Source organism: Mycobacterium shunyiense, from assembly GCF_058270035.1.
On the sequence record NZ_JBZDPT010000019.1, the window covers coordinates 261,597 to 281,121 of the forward strand.

Sequence of the window (19,525 nt, forward strand, 5' to 3'; positions counted from 1 at the left end):
AGCGCAGGCCCCGCACACATTCCGGTGTGCGGGGCCTGTGCTTGTCGGCGACTAGACGACGCGCAGACCGTCCGGAACCTTGCTCGGGTCACGCCAAAACGCGTCGTGGACAAAACGATTGAACAGATCCGGTGGGAGCACGGTGTCGCGCGGCTCGGCTTTCACCTGGCCGCGCACGGTGTGCAGCCCGGGCGTACCGGCCCGTTCGTCGAATGCGGTGACGTCGTAATCGACGTGGCCGTAGTCGTGTTCGAAGGCCGGCTCGCCGATGAAGTCGTAGATGGCGCCCAGAACTTTGGCCGGGTCGGCGGCCAGGGTTTCGTACTGCACCACCAACAACCGGTCACGCTGAGCGCCGTAGCACGCCTGCTTGAGGGCGTCGTAGGGACCGCCGACCATGCCGTCCTGCGAAGCGACGTCGTTGGCCCTGGTGTAGACCGTGCCGCCGGCGCTGTAGTTGAAGATCGACGAGGGGCTGAAAACATTGCGCTGCACCAGGCGTTCGATGCTGTCGATGACCCACGGCAATTCACGCACGCAGGCAACGACTTTCGCGTCCGGAAACAGCTGCGCGATCGCCGGCATCCGCGCACACCAGCCCCGGTTCGTGTCGAACACCACCTCGGCGTTGCAGTCGGCGTAGTAGCTGTCGAACAACCCGCGCAGGATGCGCTCCCGTTTGGCGTCGTCGAGGAACACCGAGAACTCGTTGCGGGCGCTCATCTGGACGACCAGTGCGTCGAACAACCCGGCCAGCGGCCCCGACATCCCGGCCTGAAAGCGCGGATTCTGTCGCAGCAGGGCCGCCAACAGCGTCGAGCCCGATCGCGGCAGACCCGAGATGAAATGAAGCGCCGTCACCGTTGCCCTTCCGCCCGCAATCCGTCGAACACCACCGACGTGACCCGCTCGGCCACGTCGGCGTTGTAACTCTGCATGGCCTGGCAGCCGACCAGAAGTGCCTTCACGTCCGCGACCGTCACGTCACCTCGCACCGTGCCCGCGCGCTGCGCTGCAGCCAGCAGGTCGCCGACGACGGCGAGATACTCACCCTCCGCCTCGGGCACCACGGTGTTGACGTCGATGCCCGATCCGGCGAGGGCGTCGACCAGCCCGCGGTCGGCGGCGCCCCACTGCAGCACCATCGACCGCAGGAAGGCGAACAAGGCGTCGGCCGGGTCGGCCTCGGCGAGCAAGGTCCGGCCCTCCTCGACGACGCCGCGGATCCGCTCGGCGATCACGGCCTGGAACAACGCCTCTTTCGTCGGGAAGTGGCGGTAGACGGTGCCCGCACCCACCCCGGCCCGGCGGGCGATCTCGTCGATGGGCACCGCCAGCCCGTCGGCCGCGAATGTTTCATAGGCGACCTCGAGTACCCGGGCACGGTTCCGCGCAGCATCCGCACGCATTCGCCATCACCTCACAGACCTGTCAGCGCCGAACCATTGACAAAGCGGGGCGTACGTTCCGTATATTCGAACGCAACCGGGGTACTCACTCCGCTTAGCTCACCAGGAGTCTCCCATGACCAAGTGGACCACCGCCAAGATTCCAGACCAAAAGGGCCGCACCGCCGTCGTCACCGGCGCCAACACCGGCCTCGGACTCGAGACCGCGAGGGCGCTCGCGGCCAAGGGCGCGCACGTCGTCCTCGCCGTCCGCAACCTCCAGAAGGGCCAGGACGCGGTCGACTGGATCACGCACACCGTCCCCGGCGCCGACCTGGAGCTGCAGCGCCTCGACCTGGGGTCGCTGGATTCGGTACGTGAAGCCGCCGATGAGATCAGGGCCAAACACGACAGCATCGACCTGCTGATCAACAACGCTGGCGTGATGTTCACACCTGAGGCGAAAACCAACGACGGCTTCGAGCTGCAATTCGGCACGAACCACCTCGGGCACTTCGCTTTCACCGGCTTGCTGATCGACCACGTGCTGGCGGCACCCGGCTCGCGGGTGGTGACGGTCAGCAGCGTCGGGCACCGCTTCGCCCGCAACGGCATCCGGTTCGACGACCTGCAGTGGCAGCGCGGCTACAACCGGGTCGGCGCGTACGGCCAGGCCAAGCTGGCCAATCTGCTGTTCACCTACGAACTGCAGCGCCGGTTGGCCGGCACCCGCACGATCGCCGCCGCGGCCCACCCCGGGGGTTCCCGGACCGAGCTCACCCGCAATCTGCCGCCTGTGGTCGGCGCTGTGACGAAGCTGGTGGAACCGCTGTTCCAGAGCGCCGACATGGGCGCGCTGCCGACCCTTCGCGCTGCCACGGACCCGGATGTCCTGGGCGGCCAGTACTTCGGTCCGGACGGGTTCGCCGAGCAACGCGGCTACCCGAAAGTCGTGGCCTCCAGCACGGCGTCACACGACACCACCGCACAGCACCGCCTGTGGACGGTGTCCGAGGAGCTGACGGGAGTCACCTTCCCGGCGTTGCAGGACGCGCGCGCCTGAATCCTCGTCGCCGCTTTCGACACGAACGACCGCACCGCGTCTAGGCTGGCGCTCGTGTCGTTCTGGGATCCCAGGAATGTGCCGCCCTATCCCCCGGCTCGTTACACCAAGGACGAGCCAGAAGTCAGCGCCTGGCTGAAGCGCGGCGACGAGCCGCCCGACTACGACTCATCGGGCCTCGTCAAGTACCACTACCTGGCCAACCAGCAGCAGACCAATGGCGACTATGGGCTGTACCGCGTCGACATCAGCCCGCAGGGCGGCGGCCCCGGCCCGCATTTCCACCGGGCCATGTCGGAGGCCTTTTTCGTCCTGTCCGGCACCGTCAGGCTGTACGACGGAGACGACTGGCGCGACGGCAACCAGGGCGATTTCCTGTATGTACCGCCGGGCGGAATCCACGGCTTCCGCAACGAGGCCGACGCACCGACATCTCTGTTGATGTTGTTTGCTCCTGGCGCCCCCCGGGAGGCCTATTTCGAAGGGTTCGCCCAGTTGGCCGACCTCACGGACGAGGAACGCGCCGAGTGGTTCGTCAAGAACGACAACTACTTCCTCTGACCGTGAAGCGCTGGCTGACCCTCGCCTGCACCGCGCTGGCGTCCACGGTGCTCGCCGGATGCGTGGACGACCGGGGCAGTGAAGCCCAGTCGATCGGCACAAAAATCCGCGAGCTACCCGGCGTCGAGGCCGTCGAGGTCGACTACAAGAACGACTTCACCAACGGCGAGTTCTTCAACCTCGACGTCGTGCTGGCCACAGCAGCCACCACCGAACAGGCCCAGGATGTGGTCCCCACGTTCGTGTCGGCCGCGCACAGCGTCGAGTTCGACACCCACTACACCGTGCTGGAGATCGGCAACGACAAGGGCAGCGTGACGCTGCGTCCGCTGTCCGGCACGGGCACCGATGTGGTGGCGCAGTGGTTCGACGTGATGTCCTCCCCCGTGGTCGAACGCGTCGCGATGGGCGCCGACCACCCCGCGATCGTGACGCTGCGCCAACCCGTCGACACCGGCGCGGCAGAGGAGTTGCTGCGTCGGCACCCGGAGCTCGGTGATGCGCAGTGGCTGCTGCAAGTGCCGAAGATCAGCGAATTCGAGTCGACCAGCACCTACACCTCGTACGGCGTGATCCCCGACGCCGCCACTGCGCAGGCCTGGAACGAGATCGTCCGGATCGCCGGGCCGCATCTGGTGATGGGCGAATTCGGCACCGACCCGACCACAGACCGTCCGGTCTCAAGTGTCGCGATCAGCATGAAGCCCAACACCAAGCCGCGGGACGACGAGATCGCCAACGCCGTCGCAGCCGCTCTGGTCGAGCTCGACCGACCCGTCGATCTGATCGTCAAGGGCGGCCACCGATGGGTGGAGATCACCGTCGGCGGCTGTTTCCGGCACGACAAGGCACACGTGGCGTCCTTACTCGAGACCGAGCTGGCCCGCGAGTACGAACGATGCTGAGCGTTTGCTCCATCGCCACGACTGCACGGCGTGAATACGGCACACCACGGATGAGCGAACGACCCGGGTCGGCGGCAGACAACCAGCTCGGCGAGCGACACGCCCGGCGAGCTCCTGCGGATATGCGCCGACGTAACGCGCTGGCCTAGACTGCTTTCCGACGGAGAGGAGTCCTAGGGTGCGGGCTGATGCAGCGCCCAGCACCCAGGCACTTCGGGGCTGGCAGCGCAAGGCGCTGGTGAAATATCTGACGGCAAAACCGCGGGACTACCTGGCGGTCGCCACCCCTGGCGCGGGGAAGACGACGTTTGCGCTGCGAATCGCGGCCGAACTGCTCAATGACCGCACAGTCGACGCGATCACCGTGGTGGTGCCCACCGAACACCTCAAGATCCAGTGGGCCGAGTCGGCGGCACGCAACGGCATCGCACTGGATCCGAGGTTCAGCAACTCCGACTCCCAGACCTCGGCCGAGTACCACGGCGTCGTCGTCACCTATGCCCAGGTGGCCAGCCACCCCACCCGGCACCGCGTTCGCACCGAGAACCGCAGGACGCTCGTCATCTTCGACGAGATCCACCACGGCGGTGACTCGAAGAGTTGGGGCGACGCGATGCGCGAAGCCTTCGACGACGCGACGCGGCGCCTGTCCCTGACCGGTACCCCGTTCCGCAGCGACGACAGCCCGATCCCGTTCGTCAACTACGAGCCCGACGAGGCCGGATTCCAGCGCTCGCAGGCCGACCACGTGTACGGCTACTCCGACGCGCTGGCCGACGGCGTGGTCCGGCCCGTGGTGTTCCTGGCCTACTCGGGTGAGGCCCGCTGGCGCGACAGTGCCGGCGAGGAGCACGCGGCGCGCCTCGGCGAGCCGCTGACAGCCGAGCACACCGCACGGGCCTGGCGCACCGCGCTGAACCCGACGGGCGAGTGGATGCCCGCGGTCATCGCGGCCGCCGACAAACGACTGCAGCAGAAGCGTCAGCATGTGCCCGACGCCGGCGGCATGATCATCGCCACCAACCAGACCACCGCCCGCGCCTACGCCGATCTGCTCACCAAGATCACCGGCGAGGTGCCCACCGTGGTGCTTTCCGACGACCCCAGCGCGTCCGACCGGATCAGTCAGTATTCGGCGAGCACCAGCCGATGGCTGGTCGCCGTCCGCATGGTGTCCGAAGGTGTCGACGTGCCGCGGCTGTCGGTCGGCGTGTACGCCACGAGCGCCTCGACGCCGTTGTTCTTCGCACAGGCCATCGGCCGGTTCGTGCGGTCGCGCCGCCCGGGTGAGACCGCCAGCATCTTCCTGCCGTCGGTGCCCAACCTGCTGCTGCTGGCCAGCGAGATGGAAGCCCAGCGCAACCACGTGCTGGGCAAGCCACACCGGGAATCCGACGGGCTGGATGACGAGGCACTCGAAGCTGCCGAGAAGCGCAAGGACGAGAAGGGCGAGCTGGAGAACGGTTTCGAGTCGCTGGGTGCCGACGCCGAGCTGGACCAGGTCATCTTCGACGGTTCATCCTTCGGCACTGCAACGCCGGCCGGCAGTGACGAGGAGGCCGACTATCTGGGCATCCCCGGCCTGCTCGATGCCGAGCAGATGCGAGACCTGTTGCGGCGCAGGCAGGATGAGCAACTCACCAAGCGCACAGCCGAGGCCGCCGTGTCGGGTGGACCGCCGCCGTCGCGCACCACGCACGGCCAGTTGCGCGAGTTGCGTCGTGAACTCAATGCGTTGGTGACCATCGCGCATCACCGCACCGGCAAGCCGCACGGTTGGATCCACAACGAGTTGCGTCGCATCTGCGGCGGGCCCCCGGTGGCTGCCGCGACCACCGATCAGTTGAAGGCACGCATCGAAGCCGTGCGGGATCTGAAGGCCTGACACAGGCGGACGCGGCGTTCGATCGCGATAAAATCTGAGTCCCTCAAACTCCCCCGAGACTCAACTGGAACTTGTTACAGTCGGCCAATTGCGTTCTGTTGCAGCCAGAACAGTTGGGGGAGAAGCTATGCCGACGACATCCGCTACCGCTGGAGGTGCCCGGTTCATCGGGCGGGTGGGCACGCTCGCGGTCGCACTGGGAATAGGTGTCGCGGTAGCCAACGGCACCGCGATCGCGTCCGCCGAAACCGGCGGTTCGGACTCGTCGGGAACACATTCAAAGGCGACCGGCAATACCAAGACCGACAGCTCGACCCCGAAGAAGGGCCCCCGCAAACCGTCCTTCTCGGACCCGCAGAAGCTGGCCAAGAGGGTCAGTGACGCGGCCGCCAAGGTGGAGTCCGCGCTCGGCAGTTCGAAGGTCGGCGAGCGTCGTTCGGCGGCAGCATCGACCGACCGCAAGACAGACGGCAAGGACGGAAAGAGCAGCAAGGGCACCACAAAATCCACGGCGGCCGATGCCGTCGAGAACGCGGCCGACAATGTGCGCCAGTCGGTGTCGCGGGCCTTCACCAAGGCCACCGACACACCCCGCAAGCTGTCGGCCGCACTGGACAACCGGCCGCAGTCCGCCGAGGCCGAGGTCGAGGCCGAGGCAACCGCGCCACTGGAGACACTGACGGTCGTCACCAAGACGGTGGCGAAAGACGTTGTAGATCGCCTGATCCCGGCGTCAGCACGCACGCAGGCTCCGGCAGCGCAGTCCATACCGGAGATCGTGGCGGCGGCCACGGAGCGGCTCAAACCGCGTCTCCCGGAGACTCCGGTGAGCCCGCTGCAGGACCTCGGACTGGCGGCGCTGCTGGGCTGGTCGCGCCGCGATGGCAGCCAGGGCCTCGTCCCCATCGGACGCGTCACCACACCGGAGACGACGTCGCAGGTGACTCCGGAGGTGACATCCCAGGTGACCACGCAGGCGACGAGCATATTGGCCACCGAGGACCAGCTCGCGGCCGAACAACAGGTCAGCCAGATCGTCAACACACCGTTCGTCCAGCTGGCCAAGGTGGTCCTGATGGCGGCCTGGTACGTCGAGGCGGCCAAGAACTTCGCGACCGTCGGTGGACCCGACTTCACGAACTTCTCCCAGCTCAACCAGGCCGCCACCGAGTTCGCCAACCAGTCGGCGACCGAGTTCCTGCTGCTGAATTCCAACGATCCGAAGCTGTTGCTGCAGGTCAACCCACCGCACAGCTGGAACGGGCAGAACGCCGGCGGCACCCGGATCTGGTACGACAACCCCGATACCGTCTACCGCTTCACCGGTATCAACGGCGCATCGACCTACCAGATCGAGGGCAAGGTCGCGGGGTATGACCCGGCCGACCCGAGTACCCACCCCACTTCGGCGAACACCAATTTCAGTGTGCTCACCGGAATCAACGGGGTCACCGCCGCCAATCTCAACGGCGAAGAACTGAGTATCCGCGACGACGGCACGTTCACCATCGTGGTGAGTCCCAATGGGGCACCGGCCAACCCCGAGAAGGGCATGAACTACATTCAGGCCCCGGCCAACTCGACCATCCTCGCTACCCGAAACACCTTGGGCGACTGGAACACCGAGACGCCGATGACGCTGACCATCGAGAAGACGGCCGGGCCGCCCAGCAGCCTGTTCAGCCAGATCGGCGGATTCGCGATCCCGGTCATCGGCGAGACGGTGGTGAAGAATCCGCTCCTGATGAGCCTGGTGTCGATCGTCCCGGCGTTCGACCGGGCCCCGCTGCTGTTGTCGTCCGCCGAGACGGCCATCCTGATGCTGGTCACCGGAATCAATGGCGAGAACACCTACATGTCCGTGGCGACCGCCACCGGAGCGCCCAACGTGCTGTCCCAGCCGCAGCACAACGCGCAGTTCCTCTCCACGCAGTTGCAGAGTGCCGGCTACTTCCAGCTCAAGGACGACGAGGCGATGGTCATCACCGTCGATCCCGGTGATGCGGAGTACTTCGTGGTGCCGGTGACCAATGACTGGACCATCACCGGCGACACCCGCAATCAGCAGACCAGCCTGAACAACAGCCAGGCCATCAAGAACGCGGACGGCACGTACACCATCGTCGTGTCCAAGACTGATCCCGGTGTGGCGAACTGGGTGTCGACCGGCGGCCTGAACCAGGGCACCATCTCGATGCGCTTCCAAGGGGTGGATCCGGATGCCACGAACATGCCGAAGGTGACGACGCGAGTGGTGAAGGCGTCGGAGGTCCCGGGCATCGTGAACGACCCGAACGATCCCAACTACAACCCGGACCAGCTCGACTACGACCGCGCGCAGCAGATCGCCGACCGTCAGGCCGGGTACGACCGCCGCTACACGGTGTAGGAGCGCACTTCCCGCGGGCACTGCGAGCGCCGATTTCTACCCAGGGGTCGTCCTCGTTGAAGAATCGCGACCCTGGTGTAGAAAACGGCGCGGCCGAGCGGCCGAGCGGCCGAGCGGCCGGCGCGGCCCGGCGCGGCCGAGCACTCACGCCCTACAAGCCCAGCAGCTCCGGCAAATCGGCGACCGAGTCGATGACATGGTTGGGTTGCATCGCGAATTCGTCTGCGGCCCAACGATCCAACGTGGACTGACGGAACTTCCCGGTACGCACCAGAACGCCGGCCATGCCCACCACCTGGGCGGCCAGCACGTCGTTGTTCAGGTCGTCGCCGATCATGTACATCTCCTCGGGGTCGACGCCGAGGCGGTTGGCTGCGGCCAGAAACCCCTCCGGGGCGGGCTTGCCGACGGCCGTGGCCTTGCGGCCCGAGGTCGCTTCCATCCCGGCGAGATACATGCCGGTGTCGACCCGCAGGCCGTCGGTGGTGTTCCACGCGGTGCTGCGGTGCATGGCCACGACGGGCACGCCCTGGGCCATCCAGTCGTAGACCCAACTGAGCGTGAGGTGGTTGTACTCCGGCCCGGCACCGCCGAGCAGCACCACGTCGGGGGTGTCGGGTGCGGCAGGGCCGGTGAACTCGCTCGAATAGACCACGTCGACGCCCGGCATGTCCTCACCGATCTGCCCACTGTTGACCAGGAAGCATCGGGCGCCGGGATAGCGGTCGCGGACGTATTCGGCGGTCAGGGCGGCCGCGGTGATCACCTCGTCGGCGGCGACGTCCATTCCGGCGGCGGTCAGCAGGTCGGCGATCTGCGCGCGGGTCCGGGTGGTGGTGTTCGTCAGATAGGACCGGGCGATCTGCCGCTCGGCCAGCATCCGCAAAGTTTCCGCCGCGCCGTCAATGGGCTGCCAGGAGGTCACCAGCACACCATCGATGTCGAACAGCACTCCACCGATAGCCATGCAGCGACAGTAAACGTCCGCGAATTCAGCGCAACTCGGGGCCTGCCGGTCCGCAGGCCCACCTGTTGTCGGCCACCCAGTGCGAGGCGGCCGCCGCCACGGACCACGCCTGTGCAGCGGGGAGGTCGATCACGGCGTAGCGCTTCTCCCCGGCGGCGGTCGCGGCGATCAGGGTCGCCACACCGGCGCGACGCTGAAAGAACGTCTGCCGCACCGTCCATCCGATGACCCCGGCGGCAGCCAGGTGGTCGCGGCGCCGCTCCAGGCTGCCGGCGCCGGCGACCAGCCAGCCGTCGCGCACGAGGTGCCCGAGGGACCGGGCCCGGTCCGCGGCCAGCAGAGCCGCGCACCCGACGGACAACCCCCACAGCACCCACGCCCACACCGGCACCCCGAGTGCCAGCAACGCCACGCCGGCCACCGCGGGCAGCGCCAGGGCGCGGGTCCAGCGCCGCCGCACCGCCGCCGGCCCGTGGGCCACCAGCGGCGCTTCGACGGCACCTGGATTGCCGATCAACTCGGCCAGCACTCGCCTTGCTGTGTCGGATGGGCAGGGTGGCAGCAGCAGTGAGGCCTCCCCCTCGCCGCCGACGCCGGTCATCACCGCGTCCAGGCGGGCGCCACCGAACGCACGGACCAACAGCGGCTCGCGTAGGGTGCCGCCGCGCAGCCGCCGCATGTCGTAGGTGTGCTCGCGCCGACGTAGCAGGCCGTGCTCCATGTGCAGCACATCGGAATCCCGACGCAACGCCAGGTTTCCATAGGTCAGCAACGACCGCAGTACCGACAGCACCACCGAGGCCACCAGGACCACCAGCGCGCCGGCCACCACGGCAGCCAGGGTCCCGAGGCGTTCGACGAGTGCGATCCCGGACTGGGCCAGCTCTGAGTCGCGCAGCGCGGCACCGACACCGGCTTGATAGACGACGCCGACCGCCGCTGCGATCATGGCCAGACCGGTGAAACTCAGTGGGCTGTAGCGCAGCCAGGAGGGCTGCCAGCGGGCCAGTTCGCGGCCTGCCGGCGCCTCGGCGACCGGAACCGCATCGGCGAGCAGGATCGCGCGCAGCCTCGGCACCTGTTGCGCCTCGACCGCATCCAAGGCAAATTCGGTGTCGCCCTTGGCTTCCTGTCCGGTGCTGATCCGCAGCACGGTCAGCCCGAGCAGCCGGTGCAGCAGCCGCGCATCGGTCGAGACCGACCGGATCCGGTTACGCGGCACCGACAACGTCTTGCGTTGCAGCAGCCCGGTGCGCAGTTGCACCTCGTCGGGTTCGATGCGGTAGCTGGTGGTGAACCACCGCGCCAGGCCGACGCCGATGGTGAGGACGATCGCCGCAATCGTCCAGCCCTGGTTGCCGGTCGCCGAGCCGAGCACCACCGCCCCGATGAGCAGTGGAATCTGCTGCAGCACTTCATGTACCGGGTGGACCAGCAGCATGCGCGGGCTCAGCCGCTGCCACTGCCGCTCGACGGCCGGCCCGGCAGGCAGGCTCATGTGGCGTCCCGCTCGCCGATCGCCGCGATGTCGGTCAACTGCGCCACCACCTGATCGGCCACGTCGTCGTCGAGCGCCACGATCCGCACCGCGCCCGCCGAGGATGCCGTCGTCACCGTCACGTTGGCCAGGCCGAACATCCGGTCCAGCGGGCCCCGGTGGGTGTCCACGGTCTGCACCCGCGAGATCGGCGCGATCCGCCGCTCCTGCACCAGCCACCCCGTGCGGGTGTACACCGCCGGGGTCCCAGACCCGAGGTTGATGTCCCACCGGTGCACCCGGTAACGCCACATGGGGACCACCACGATGAACAGCGCAGCGCCCAGGACCGTGACGACCGCCGCGGTGCCGTGCAGCCACAGCATCCGCTGGTCGATCGCGAACCAGATCAACTGCGCCAGTGTCAGTACCACCCATGGGATGGCCGCGCCCAGTGCCCACACCAGCGGCGCCTTGCGACTGGGCCGCTGGGCGGGATCGCGCAGTGTCAGACCGGTTGCACTGTCCATGAACCGAGCATGCCCCAACAAGGCCCCACTTAGGCGGAAGGCAGTTCAGCGGTCATCGTCCGCAGGTACGGGCAGTCCTCGGCCGGATTCGCATCCGGACAGGTCAACAGATGCTCAAGGTGCACCTTGGCTTTCGCCAGGCGATCCTGTTGGTGCTCGATCTCCCCGAGGCGGTCGCGCACAGCGTCGCGCCAGTCACGGCCACCCGCGGTGAGGATTGCCTCGATCTCATCCAGACTCATGAGGCCGCTTTCCCGCCACATCTTGATCAGTCCGATGCGGTGGAGTTGCTCCGGGCCGTACAACCGCCAACTCGACCGGCGCTGGGCCGGATGGAGCAGGCCGCGCTTCTCCCAGTACCGCAGCGCCGATTCGGCGAGACCGAACCGCCGCGCAGCGGCGCCGATGCCGATGAAGTCGTCACTCATGTCACCCACCCCATTCACGACCTTGATCTGAAGCCGACTTGAAGTGCTCTTGTTAGGTAACCCTAACTAATTCTTCACGGAAAGCGGGACTCTCCCATGGGGAACGAATACATCGAGACCGTCATCATCGGCGCCGGTCAACAAGGCTGTGGCGTAGCAGGAGCACTCCAGGACATCGGGCACGACGCGATCGTGTTCGAGAAGGGCGAGGTCGGCCAACGGTGGGCGCACGAACGGTGGGACAGCCTGCTCGTCGGGAGCGGAAACCGATCGATCCGGCTGCCCGGGTGGGATTACGACGGCGACGACCCGTTCGCCTTGCCCTCGGGACCGCAGGTGGCCTGCCATTTGCGGCGCTATGTACAGGACCGCGACCTGACCGTCCGTGAGCACACACCGGTGCAGGCCGTCGAGAGTCGGTTCGGCGCCTCCGACGAGGACACGCGGTTCAGCACACGCCTACACGACGGCGAGACGGTGGAATCGCGCAACCTCGTCGCTGCCGTCGGCGGCTACGCCCAGCCACGCAAGCCCATCCTGTCCTGCGACATCGATTCGGCCATCCACCAAACCCATTCGTCCGACTACCGCAATCCCGGTTCGCTTCCGGACGGAGCGGTCCTGGTGGTCGGCACGGGCATCAGCGGTCAGCAGATCGCCGATGAACTGATAGACGCCGGACGACAGGTCTTCCTGTCGGTGGGACGGCACCGAGCCTGGCCGCGGCACTACCGCGGCCGCACCATCCACGAATGGATGCACGTGTTCTCGCTGTATGACGACTTCGTCAACGCGGGCGCCGACGACAGCTCCCGGCTACCCGGATTGCCGGTGTGCGGCAACCGGCTCGGCACCGCCGAACTCAATCTCGGCACATTGGCCGAAAAGGGCGTCGTACTGGTCGGTTCGGCGCGCGGGGCGCGGGCAACCGTGCTGACACTGGAGGACAACGTCGTCGACATCGCCGAGGCATCCGCACTCTCACTCCGGGAGGTGATCAACAAGATCGACGCCGGGCTGCGCGACCGCGGCTTCGTCGCCCCCGAGTCCGCAACGACACCCGTCGTGAACCTCGATGCGATCACGGGCTTCGATACCCGGCTCGACCTCGTCCACCACGACATCTCAACCATCGTGTGGTGCACCGGATTCCGTCCTGACTATCAGATCCTGCCCACATATGCACTCGACGAGAACGGGGTGCCGCTGCAGCAGGGCGGGATCCTCGGGGCCCTCCCAGGCCTGTACTACGCGGGGCTGCCCGACGGTAACTCGCTGGCCCGGACGGGTTTGGCCGCTGTCGCGGACAACAGCCGGTACATCGCAAGCCAGATCCATATCGATCACGTGATGCGCACGATGCCCTCGGCGTCGGTGATCGCAACGGTGTGAGGCACACGGGTGCACCCGTAGAGTTCGAACCATGAGCGCCAATTCCAAGTGGACCGAGGCCGATGTCCCCGATCAGTCCGGACGGATCGCGATTGTCACCGGCTCCAATACCGGGCTGGGCTATGAGACCGCCCGCGTGCTCGCCGCCAAGGGCGCGCACGTCGTCGTCGCTGTGCGCAATCTGGACAAGGGCCGCGAGGCCGTCGACCGGATCACCGCCGCCGTGCCGAAGGCCGACCTCAAGCTGCAGCACCTCGATGTGGGCTCGCTGGACTCGGTGCGTACCGCGGCCGACGAACTCAAGGCCGCCTACCCGCGGATCGACCTGCTGATCAACAACGCCGGGGTGATGTACCCGCCCAAGCAGACCACTGTCGACGGCTTCGAGTTGCAGTTCGGCACCAACCATCTCGGCGCGTTCGCGCTGACCGGGCTGCTGCTCGATCATCTGCTGCCGGTCGACGGGTCGCGCGTCGTCGCGGTCGCCAGCGTCGCGCACCGCATCCAGGCCGCGATCCACTTCGACGACCTGCAGTGGGAGCGCAGCTACAACCGGGTGGCCGCGTACGGGCAGTCCAAGCTGTCCAACCTGCTGTTCACCTACGAACTCCAGCGCAGGCTGGCCGCCAAGAACGAGCCGACCATCGCGGTGGCCGCCCACCCCGGGGTGTCGGCCACCGAGCTCACCCGCCACATCCCCGGCGCCGGGCTGCCCGGCGTTGACCAACTCACCAGCCTGCTCGTCAACAGTGCGCTGAAGGGCGCACTGGCCACACTCCGCGCGGCCACCGATCCCGACGTTCGCGGCGGCCAGTACTACGGACCGGACGGATTCCGGGAAGTGCGCGGCTACCCGAAGCTCGTGTCCTCCAGCAAGCAGTCCCATGACGAGGACCTGCAGCGCCGGCTGTGGACGGTGTCGGAAGAGCTCACCGGCGTCAGCTTCCCGGTGTGACGATGCGGACCGTCGAAGAACACCAGAAGGTGGTCGCGGGGTTGTTGAAATCCCGAGCACCACAAGACCTATTGCTGACCGACACACTCGGCCTGGTGCTGGCCGCCGATGTGGTGGCCCCGCTGTCGCTGCCCGGCTTCGACAACTCCGCGATGGATGGCTACGCGGTCCTCGCCGACGACGTCGCAGGTGCGACCGAGGACGCCCCGGTTCGGCTGCCGGTCGCCGAGGACATCCCCGCCGGCCGCACCGACCTGCTGATCCTGAAACCCGGAACCGCGCACCGCATCATGACGGGCGCGCCGCTCCCGTCGGGTGCCACCGCGGTGGTGCCCGTCGAGGCCACCGACGGCGCCACGGACACGGTGACGATCCGCGCTGCGGCCCGGGAGAACCAGCACATCCGCCGCGCCGGCGAGGATGTCACGGCCGGCACCACTGTGCTGCACGCCGGCCAGGTGATCAGCCCGGCCGCTCTCGGCTTGGCCGCGGCATTGGGTCTGGCCACACTTCCCGTGCTGCCGCCGCAACGCGTGATGGTGATGTCGACCGGCACCGAACTCGTGGCCCCTGGCGCCGAACTGCAGCCAGGACAGATCTACGAGTCGAACGCGGTGATGCTGGCCGCAGCGGTCCGCGACGCCGGTGCCCAGGCGACCGTCGCCCCGATGTCTGCTGATGACGTCGACGCGTTCCGCGCCGCGCTGGCCGCCCACGGCTCAGATGCCGATCTGATCATCACGACCGGCGGGGTCAGCGCCGGCGCGTACGAGGTGGTCAAGGACTCGTTGTCGGATCAGGTCGAGTTCGTCAAGGTGGCCATGCAGCCGGGCATGCCGCAGGGCGCAGGCACCGTCAACGGAGTCCCGATCATCACGCTGCCCGGCAACCCGGTCAGCGCGCTGGTGTCCTTCGAGGTGTTCGTCCGCTCACCGCTGCGTGCGGCGATGGGCCGGACCGAACCGGACCGGCCCCGGCGCACCGCGCAGTTGACCGAGGACCTGACCTCACCGCGTGGAAAACGGCAGTTCCGGCGGGGTGTTCTGACCGGGGATACGGTCAGCAGTTACGGCCCTCCGGCCTCACATCATCTGCGTTGGCTCGCCTCGGCGAACTGTCTGTTGGAGATCGCCGAGGACGTCACCGAACTTTCGGCCGGGTCGACGGTTCCCGTCTGGGACCTGAGCTAGCAATTCCGCTACCGGGCGCACGTAGAATCCTCCCGATGGCCAGACGCCCCGACCTCCAGCAGTCCGGACCAGAACGCCTCGTGGCGCTGGTGCGATCCAGTGTTCCGCCGATGCATTCGGCGGGATTGCCGTTCGTCGGCGCCAGCCTCGCCGTTGCGGCCCTGGGCCGCAAGCACCGCTGGGTGCGCCGGGCCGGCCTGCTGGCCGCCGGCGCAAACGCAGCGTTCTTCCGGCATCCGGCCCGGGTGGCGCCCACGCGCCCCGGAGTGGTGGTCGCTCCCGCCGACGGGTTGGTGTGTCTGATCGGAGACGCGGTCCCGCCGGCCGAACTGGGATTGCCCGACACCCCGCTGCCACGGATCAGCATCTTCCTGTCGGTTCTCGACGCGCACGTGCAGCGTGCCCCGATCGGCGGTGACGTCGTCGCGGTGCAGCATCGCCCCGGGCGGTTCCACTCGGCCGAACTCGAAGCCGCCAGCGAGGACAACGAGCGCAACAGCGTCGTGATCCGCACTGCCGAGGGCACCGAGGTGATCGCGGTGCAGATCGCCGGTCTGATTGCCCGGCGCATCGTGTGCAACGCCCGCGTCGGCGACAAACTGGCCATCGGCGAGACCTACGGTCTGATCCGCTACGGCTCCCGGTTGGACACCTACCTACCTGCCGGTTCGAAGCTTCTCGTCACCCCGGGCCAGCGGACGCTGGCCGGAGAAACCGTCCTGGCGGAGTTGCCATGATCAAGCCGCGCATGAGGCCCCCGTCGTTGATCAAGGGCCGCATGAAGCCGCCGCCGTTCAGCGTGCGGATGCTGCCGAGTGCGATGACGGTGGCCGCGATCTGCCTCGGCCTGTCGGCGGTCAAGATGGCGCTCGACGACCGGCCCACCGAATCGATGGCATTTCTGGCAGTCGCGGCGATCCTCGACGCGCTGGACGGCCGGGTGGCCCGGATGCTCAACGCCACCTCCAAGATGGGCGAGGAGATCGACTCGCTGGCCGATGCCGTGAATTTCGGTGTCGCCCCGGCATTCATCGTCTACGGCACCCTGCTGTCGCATTCGCGGATCGGCTGGATCGTGGTGCTGCTGTATGCGGTATGCATCGTGCTGCGGCTGGCCCGGTTCAACGCGCTGCTCGACGTGGATCAGCCCGCGTACGAGAAGGAGTACTTCGTCGGCATGCCTGCGCCGGCGGGCGCGCTCGGTGCCATCGGGCCGCTCGCGGCCAAGATGCAGTTCGGCGACGGGTGGTGGACCAGCGAGTGGGCGGTGTCGATCTGGATGATCGGTGTCTCGCTTCTGGTGGTCAGCCGGATCCCGATGCGCAAGATCCACACCTTCTCGGTGCCGCCGAACATGGTGGCGCCCTTGCTCGCTCTCGTCGCGATCGGTGTGGCGGCGTCGGTGTTCTACGGCTACATCGTGATCATGGTGATCATCGTGGCCTACGTGATCCACATCCCGTTTGCGATACGCACCAAGAAGTGGGTGGCCAGCCACCCCGAATCGTGGGACGACAAGCCGCAGCAGCGCCGCGCGGCGCGGCGCGCCATCCGCCGCGCCCAGCCGCATCGGCGGTCTATGGCCCGTTTGGGACTGCGGAAGCCGGGTCGCTGACATGTCGCAGCTCGAGGTCGACGAGGATCAACCGCTCGGGCATCTGCGCCTGACCGCACGACTGAACACCTCGGCGCTCGACTCGCGTCGTGGTGTGGTCCGACTGCATCCCGAGGCGATCGCCGCCCTCGGGATCCGGGAGTGGGATGCCGTGTCGCTGACCGGTTCCCGTACCACCGCCGCTGTCGTCGGCCTTGCCCCCGGCGGCACCCCCACCGGGACCGCCCTGCTCGACGACGTGACGCTGTCCAACGCCGGGCTGCGGGAGAACGCCACCGTTATCGTGGCGCCGGTGACGGTGTACGGCGCCCGGGCGGTCACGGTGACCGGATCCAAATTGGCGACCGATTCGATCTCGTCGGCGACGCTGCGCCAGGCGCTCCTGGGCAAGGTGATGACTGTCGGCGACACGGTGTCGCTGCTCCCCCGTGATCTGGGGCCGGGCACCTCGACGTCGGCGGCCACCGCGGCGCTGGGCTCGTCGGTGGGTATCACCTGGACCTCGGAGCTGTTGACGGTGACCGGGGTCGATCCGTCCGGACCGGTGAGCATCCAACCGAATTCGGTGGTGTCGTGGGGGTCAGGCCTCGACGGCGTCGGATCGGGGCCGTCGGATACCACCGGAGCCCACACGATCAGCCCCGCGCGCGCCGAACCTGCGGTCAGCTTCGACGATCTCAAGGGCTCCCATACCCAGGCCGGCAAGCTCACCGAATGGCTCAAGCTCTCACTCGACGAGCCACAGCTTCTCGAAACTCTCGGTGCCACACCCAATCTCGGTGTGCTGGTGACCGGGCCCGCCGGTGTCGGCAAGGCCACCATGGTGCGGACCGTGTGCGCTGAGCGGCGGTTGGTGGAGCTCGACGGTCCGGAGGTGGGGGCGCTGGCCGCCGACGACCGGTTCAGCCGGGTGTCCGACGCGGTCGCCAGTGTGCGCGACGGCGGCGGGGTGCTGCTGATCTCCGACGTAGACGCGCTGTTGCCCGCCGCCACCGGCGACCGGGCCCCAGAGCCGGTCGCCGCCCTGATCATCGGCGAGCTGCGTGACGCCGTCGCCACCCGCGGCGTGGCGTTCGTCGCGACGTCGGCGGTGCCCGTCGGGGTCGATACCCGGCTGCGGGCGCCGGATCTGTGCGACCGCGAACTGGCCCTGACGCTGCCCGATGCCGCCACCCGCAAGTCACTGCTGGAGGTGCTGCTGCGGGGCGTACCGTGTGCTGAACTGAATCTCGGCGAAGTTGCCGACCGTACACCGGGTTTCGTCGTCGCCGATCTGGCCGCACTGGTCCGCGAGGGCGCATTGCGGGCAGCCTCCCGAGCCAGCGCCGACGGCAACGAGCCGGTGCTGTGGCAGGAAGACCTGACCGGGGCACTCACGGTGATCCGGCCGCTGTCGAGGTCGGCGGCCGAGGAGGTGTCGGTCGGCTCGGTGACCCTCGACGACGTCGGCGACATGGTCGAGACCAAGCAGGCGCTCACCGAAGCGGTGCTGTGGCCGCTGCAGCATCCCGATACCTTCCAGCGCCTCGGCGTGGAGCCACCGCGCGGAGTGCTGCTGTACGGCCCGCCCGGTTGCGGCAAGACCTTCGTCGTCCGGGCACTCGCCAGCTCCGGGAAGCTCTCTGTGCACGCAGTCAAAGGTGCCGAGCTGATGGACAAGTGGGTCGGCTCGTCGGAGAAGGCCGTGCGCGAACTGTTCGCCCGGGCCCGTGACTCGGCACCGTCGCTGGTGTTTCTCGACGAGATCGACGCCCTGGCTCCGCGCCGCGGACAGAGTTTCGATTCCGGGGTGACCGACCGCGTCGTCGCCGCCCTGTTGACCGAACTCGACGGCATCGAACCGATGAACGACGTCGTGGTGCTGGGTGCGACCAACCGCCCCGACCTCATCGACCCGGCGCTGCTACGGCCGGGCCGGCTGGAGAGGCTGGTGTTCGTCGAGCCGCCCGATGCCGATGCGCGTCGTGAAATCCTGCGTACCGCAGGCAAATCCATTCCGCTGGCCCCAGACGTCGATCTCGATGCCCTGGCCTCCGAGCTGGACGGTTACAGCGCGGCCGACTGTGTCGCGCTGCTGCGGGAGGCGGCGTTGACCGCGATGCGCCGGTCGATCGATGCGGCCGACGTCACCGCAGCCGATGTCGCCAAAGCCCGCGAGACCGTGCGGCCCTCACTGGATGCGACGCAGGTGGCGTCGTTACGGGAGTTCGCGGCCGGCCGGTGAGGTTGGCGCCGGACTCCCCGGCGTTGACTCTGCATCTACGGCGCAAAAGTGCGAGAACCGTGCGCCCTCATCGCAGAGCGAATCACTACCTACTCGGCGATCGCCGCCAGCCGATCGATCGATCCCTGCAGCTTGTCGGCTGTGGTCGCTTGTGCGCGCACCAGCCGCTTCTCATCGGTGAGCTGCGACCAGTCGTAGGTGTGGGTGACCAGGGTTCGGTTGTCGCCCAACGGTTCCAACTCCCAGCGCCACAGGTGACCGGGCGGTTCCTTCCCGACCTCCGATGGTCGCCACGCTATCCGCCGTCCCTCCTCGAACTCCACGACGTGGTTCTCCCGGTCGCCGCCCTGGCTGATCGTCATGACGAACACGTCCCCGACCGCACGAACCCGCTGACCGGTCGGCGCTTCGGCCAGATTCTCGTTGCCGTCCCAGCGTGGCTGTTGGGCCGGGTCGGCGATCATCTCGAAAAGGACCTCCGCAGGCGCGGCGATCTCCCGACTTGCCGCGACCACCCGTGAGGCACCGGACTCAGAATCCATACGCCCGACCATAC

At 67.7% G+C, this 19,525-nt stretch carries 18 protein-coding genes; 11 read left to right on the forward strand and 7 right to left on the reverse strand.

Going from position 1 to position 19,525, the window contains the following annotated elements:
• Window positions 1–51: 51 nt before the first annotated feature.
• Both AC4ELS_RS13405 and AC4ELS_RS13410 read right to left on the reverse strand, forming a co-directional pair.
• The gene (locus tag AC4ELS_RS13405; protein ID WP_498885966.1) at window positions 52–861 is read right to left on the reverse strand and encodes a sulfotransferase family protein; all 810 of its coding nucleotides are present in this window, start codon (window positions 859–861) and stop codon (window positions 52–54) included.
• Window positions 858–1,409 carry a TetR/AcrR family transcriptional regulator gene (locus AC4ELS_RS13410; RefSeq protein WP_064957125.1) on the reverse strand — a complete coding sequence of 184 codons (552 nt, stop codon included), beginning with the start codon at window positions 1,407–1,409 and terminating at the stop codon, window positions 858–860. The genes AC4ELS_RS13405 and AC4ELS_RS13410 overlap by 4 nt, the downstream gene beginning before the upstream one ends.
• 115 nt (window positions 1,410–1,524) lie before the next feature.
• On the opposite strand from AC4ELS_RS13410, the gene AC4ELS_RS13415 reads away from it, so the two are divergent.
• The 5 genes from AC4ELS_RS13415 (at window position 1,525) to AC4ELS_RS13435 (ending at window position 8,191) form a co-directional block, all read left to right on the forward strand.
• A complete protein-coding gene (locus AC4ELS_RS13415) occupies window positions 1,525–2,451 on the forward strand; it encodes an SDR family NAD(P)-dependent oxidoreductase (RefSeq protein ID WP_498885968.1) in 927 nt (308 codons plus the stop codon).
• A 54-nt stretch (window positions 2,452–2,505) separates the two neighbouring features.
• A complete protein-coding gene (locus AC4ELS_RS13420) occupies window positions 2,506–3,012 on the forward strand; it encodes a cupin domain-containing protein (RefSeq protein WP_174554199.1) in 507 nt (168 codons plus the stop codon).
• Between the two features lie 2 nt (window positions 3,013–3,014).
• Complete coding sequence (locus tag AC4ELS_RS13425) at window positions 3,015–3,917, forward strand: hypothetical protein (RefSeq protein ID WP_499047703.1); 903 nt, start codon at window positions 3,015–3,017, stop codon at window positions 3,915–3,917.
• Between the two features lie 178 nt (window positions 3,918–4,095).
• Window positions 4,096–5,802, forward strand: a complete 1,707-nt coding sequence (locus AC4ELS_RS13430; RefSeq protein WP_055110517.1) for a DEAD/DEAH box helicase — start codon at window positions 4,096–4,098, stop codon at window positions 5,800–5,802.
• Window positions 5,803–5,929: 127 nt separating this feature from the next.
• Window positions 5,930–8,191, forward strand: coding sequence for a DUF1214 domain-containing protein (locus AC4ELS_RS13435; RefSeq protein WP_499047705.1), 2,262 nt, complete (start codon window positions 5,930–5,932; stop codon window positions 8,189–8,191).
• A gap of 151 nt (window positions 8,192–8,342) precedes the next feature.
• Here AC4ELS_RS13435 and AC4ELS_RS13440 read toward each other — a convergent pair whose 3' ends face one another.
• From AC4ELS_RS13440 to AC4ELS_RS13455, 4 genes are read right to left on the reverse strand one after another with little or no spacing between them, the layout of a single operon-like run.
• The gene (locus tag AC4ELS_RS13440) at window positions 8,343–9,158 is read right to left on the reverse strand and encodes an HAD-IIA family hydrolase (RefSeq protein WP_448443883.1); all 816 of its coding nucleotides are present in this window, start codon (window positions 9,156–9,158) and stop codon (window positions 8,343–8,345) included.
• 25 nt (window positions 9,159–9,183) lie between these two features.
• On the reverse strand, window positions 9,184–10,656 hold the full coding sequence (locus AC4ELS_RS13445; RefSeq protein WP_499047707.1) for a PH domain-containing protein: 1,473 nt from the start codon (window positions 10,654–10,656) through the stop codon (window positions 9,184–9,186).
• Window positions 10,653–11,165: a PH domain-containing protein gene (locus AC4ELS_RS13450; protein ID WP_499047709.1), complete on the reverse strand. Its 513-nt coding sequence runs from the start codon at window positions 11,163–11,165 to the stop codon at window positions 10,653–10,655. Before AC4ELS_RS13450 ends, AC4ELS_RS13445 begins: the two co-directional genes overlap by 4 nt.
• A gap of 29 nt (window positions 11,166–11,194) precedes the next feature.
• On the reverse strand, window positions 11,195–11,593 hold the full coding sequence (locus tag AC4ELS_RS13455) for a MerR family transcriptional regulator (protein WP_064957131.1): 399 nt from the start codon (window positions 11,591–11,593) through the stop codon (window positions 11,195–11,197).
• Between the two features lie 96 nt (window positions 11,594–11,689).
• Here AC4ELS_RS13455 and AC4ELS_RS13460 point away from each other — a divergent pair, with 96 nt between their 5' ends.
• From AC4ELS_RS13460 to AC4ELS_RS13485, 6 genes are read left to right on the forward strand one after another with little or no spacing between them, the layout of a single operon-like run.
• Window positions 11,690–12,985: a flavin-containing monooxygenase gene (locus AC4ELS_RS13460; protein WP_499047712.1), complete on the forward strand. Its 1,296-nt coding sequence runs from the start codon at window positions 11,690–11,692 to the stop codon at window positions 12,983–12,985.
• Between the two features lie 31 nt (window positions 12,986–13,016).
• Window positions 13,017–13,940 (forward strand): SDR family NAD(P)-dependent oxidoreductase, encoded by a 924-nt coding sequence (locus AC4ELS_RS13465; protein ID WP_064880636.1) that lies wholly within the window; start codon window positions 13,017–13,019, stop codon window positions 13,938–13,940.
• Window positions 13,941–13,942: 2 nt separating this feature from the next.
• Window positions 13,943–15,130, forward strand: a complete 1,188-nt coding sequence (moeA, locus tag AC4ELS_RS13470; RefSeq protein WP_499047846.1) for a molybdopterin molybdotransferase MoeA — start codon at window positions 13,943–13,945, stop codon at window positions 15,128–15,130.
• Between the two features lie 35 nt (window positions 15,131–15,165).
• Entirely contained in the window at window positions 15,166–15,867 is a 702-nt protein-coding gene (locus AC4ELS_RS13475; protein ID WP_448443892.1) for a phosphatidylserine decarboxylase, read from the forward strand.
• Window positions 15,864–16,745, forward strand: a complete 882-nt coding sequence (gene pssA / locus AC4ELS_RS13480; protein WP_064880630.1) for a CDP-diacylglycerol--serine O-phosphatidyltransferase — start codon at window positions 15,864–15,866, stop codon at window positions 16,743–16,745. Before AC4ELS_RS13475 ends, pssA begins: the two co-directional genes overlap by 4 nt.
• Window position 16,746: 1 nt before the next feature.
• A complete protein-coding gene (locus AC4ELS_RS13485) occupies window positions 16,747–18,969 on the forward strand; it encodes an AAA family ATPase (RefSeq protein WP_448443894.1) in 2,223 nt (740 codons plus the stop codon).
• An 89-nt stretch (window positions 18,970–19,058) separates the two neighbouring features.
• Here AC4ELS_RS13485 and AC4ELS_RS13490 read toward each other — a convergent pair whose 3' ends face one another.
• Window positions 19,059–19,511: an SRPBCC family protein gene (locus tag AC4ELS_RS13490; RefSeq protein ID WP_498885987.1), complete on the reverse strand. Its 453-nt coding sequence runs from the start codon at window positions 19,509–19,511 to the stop codon at window positions 19,059–19,061.
• Window positions 19,512–19,525: the final 14 nt, after the last annotated feature.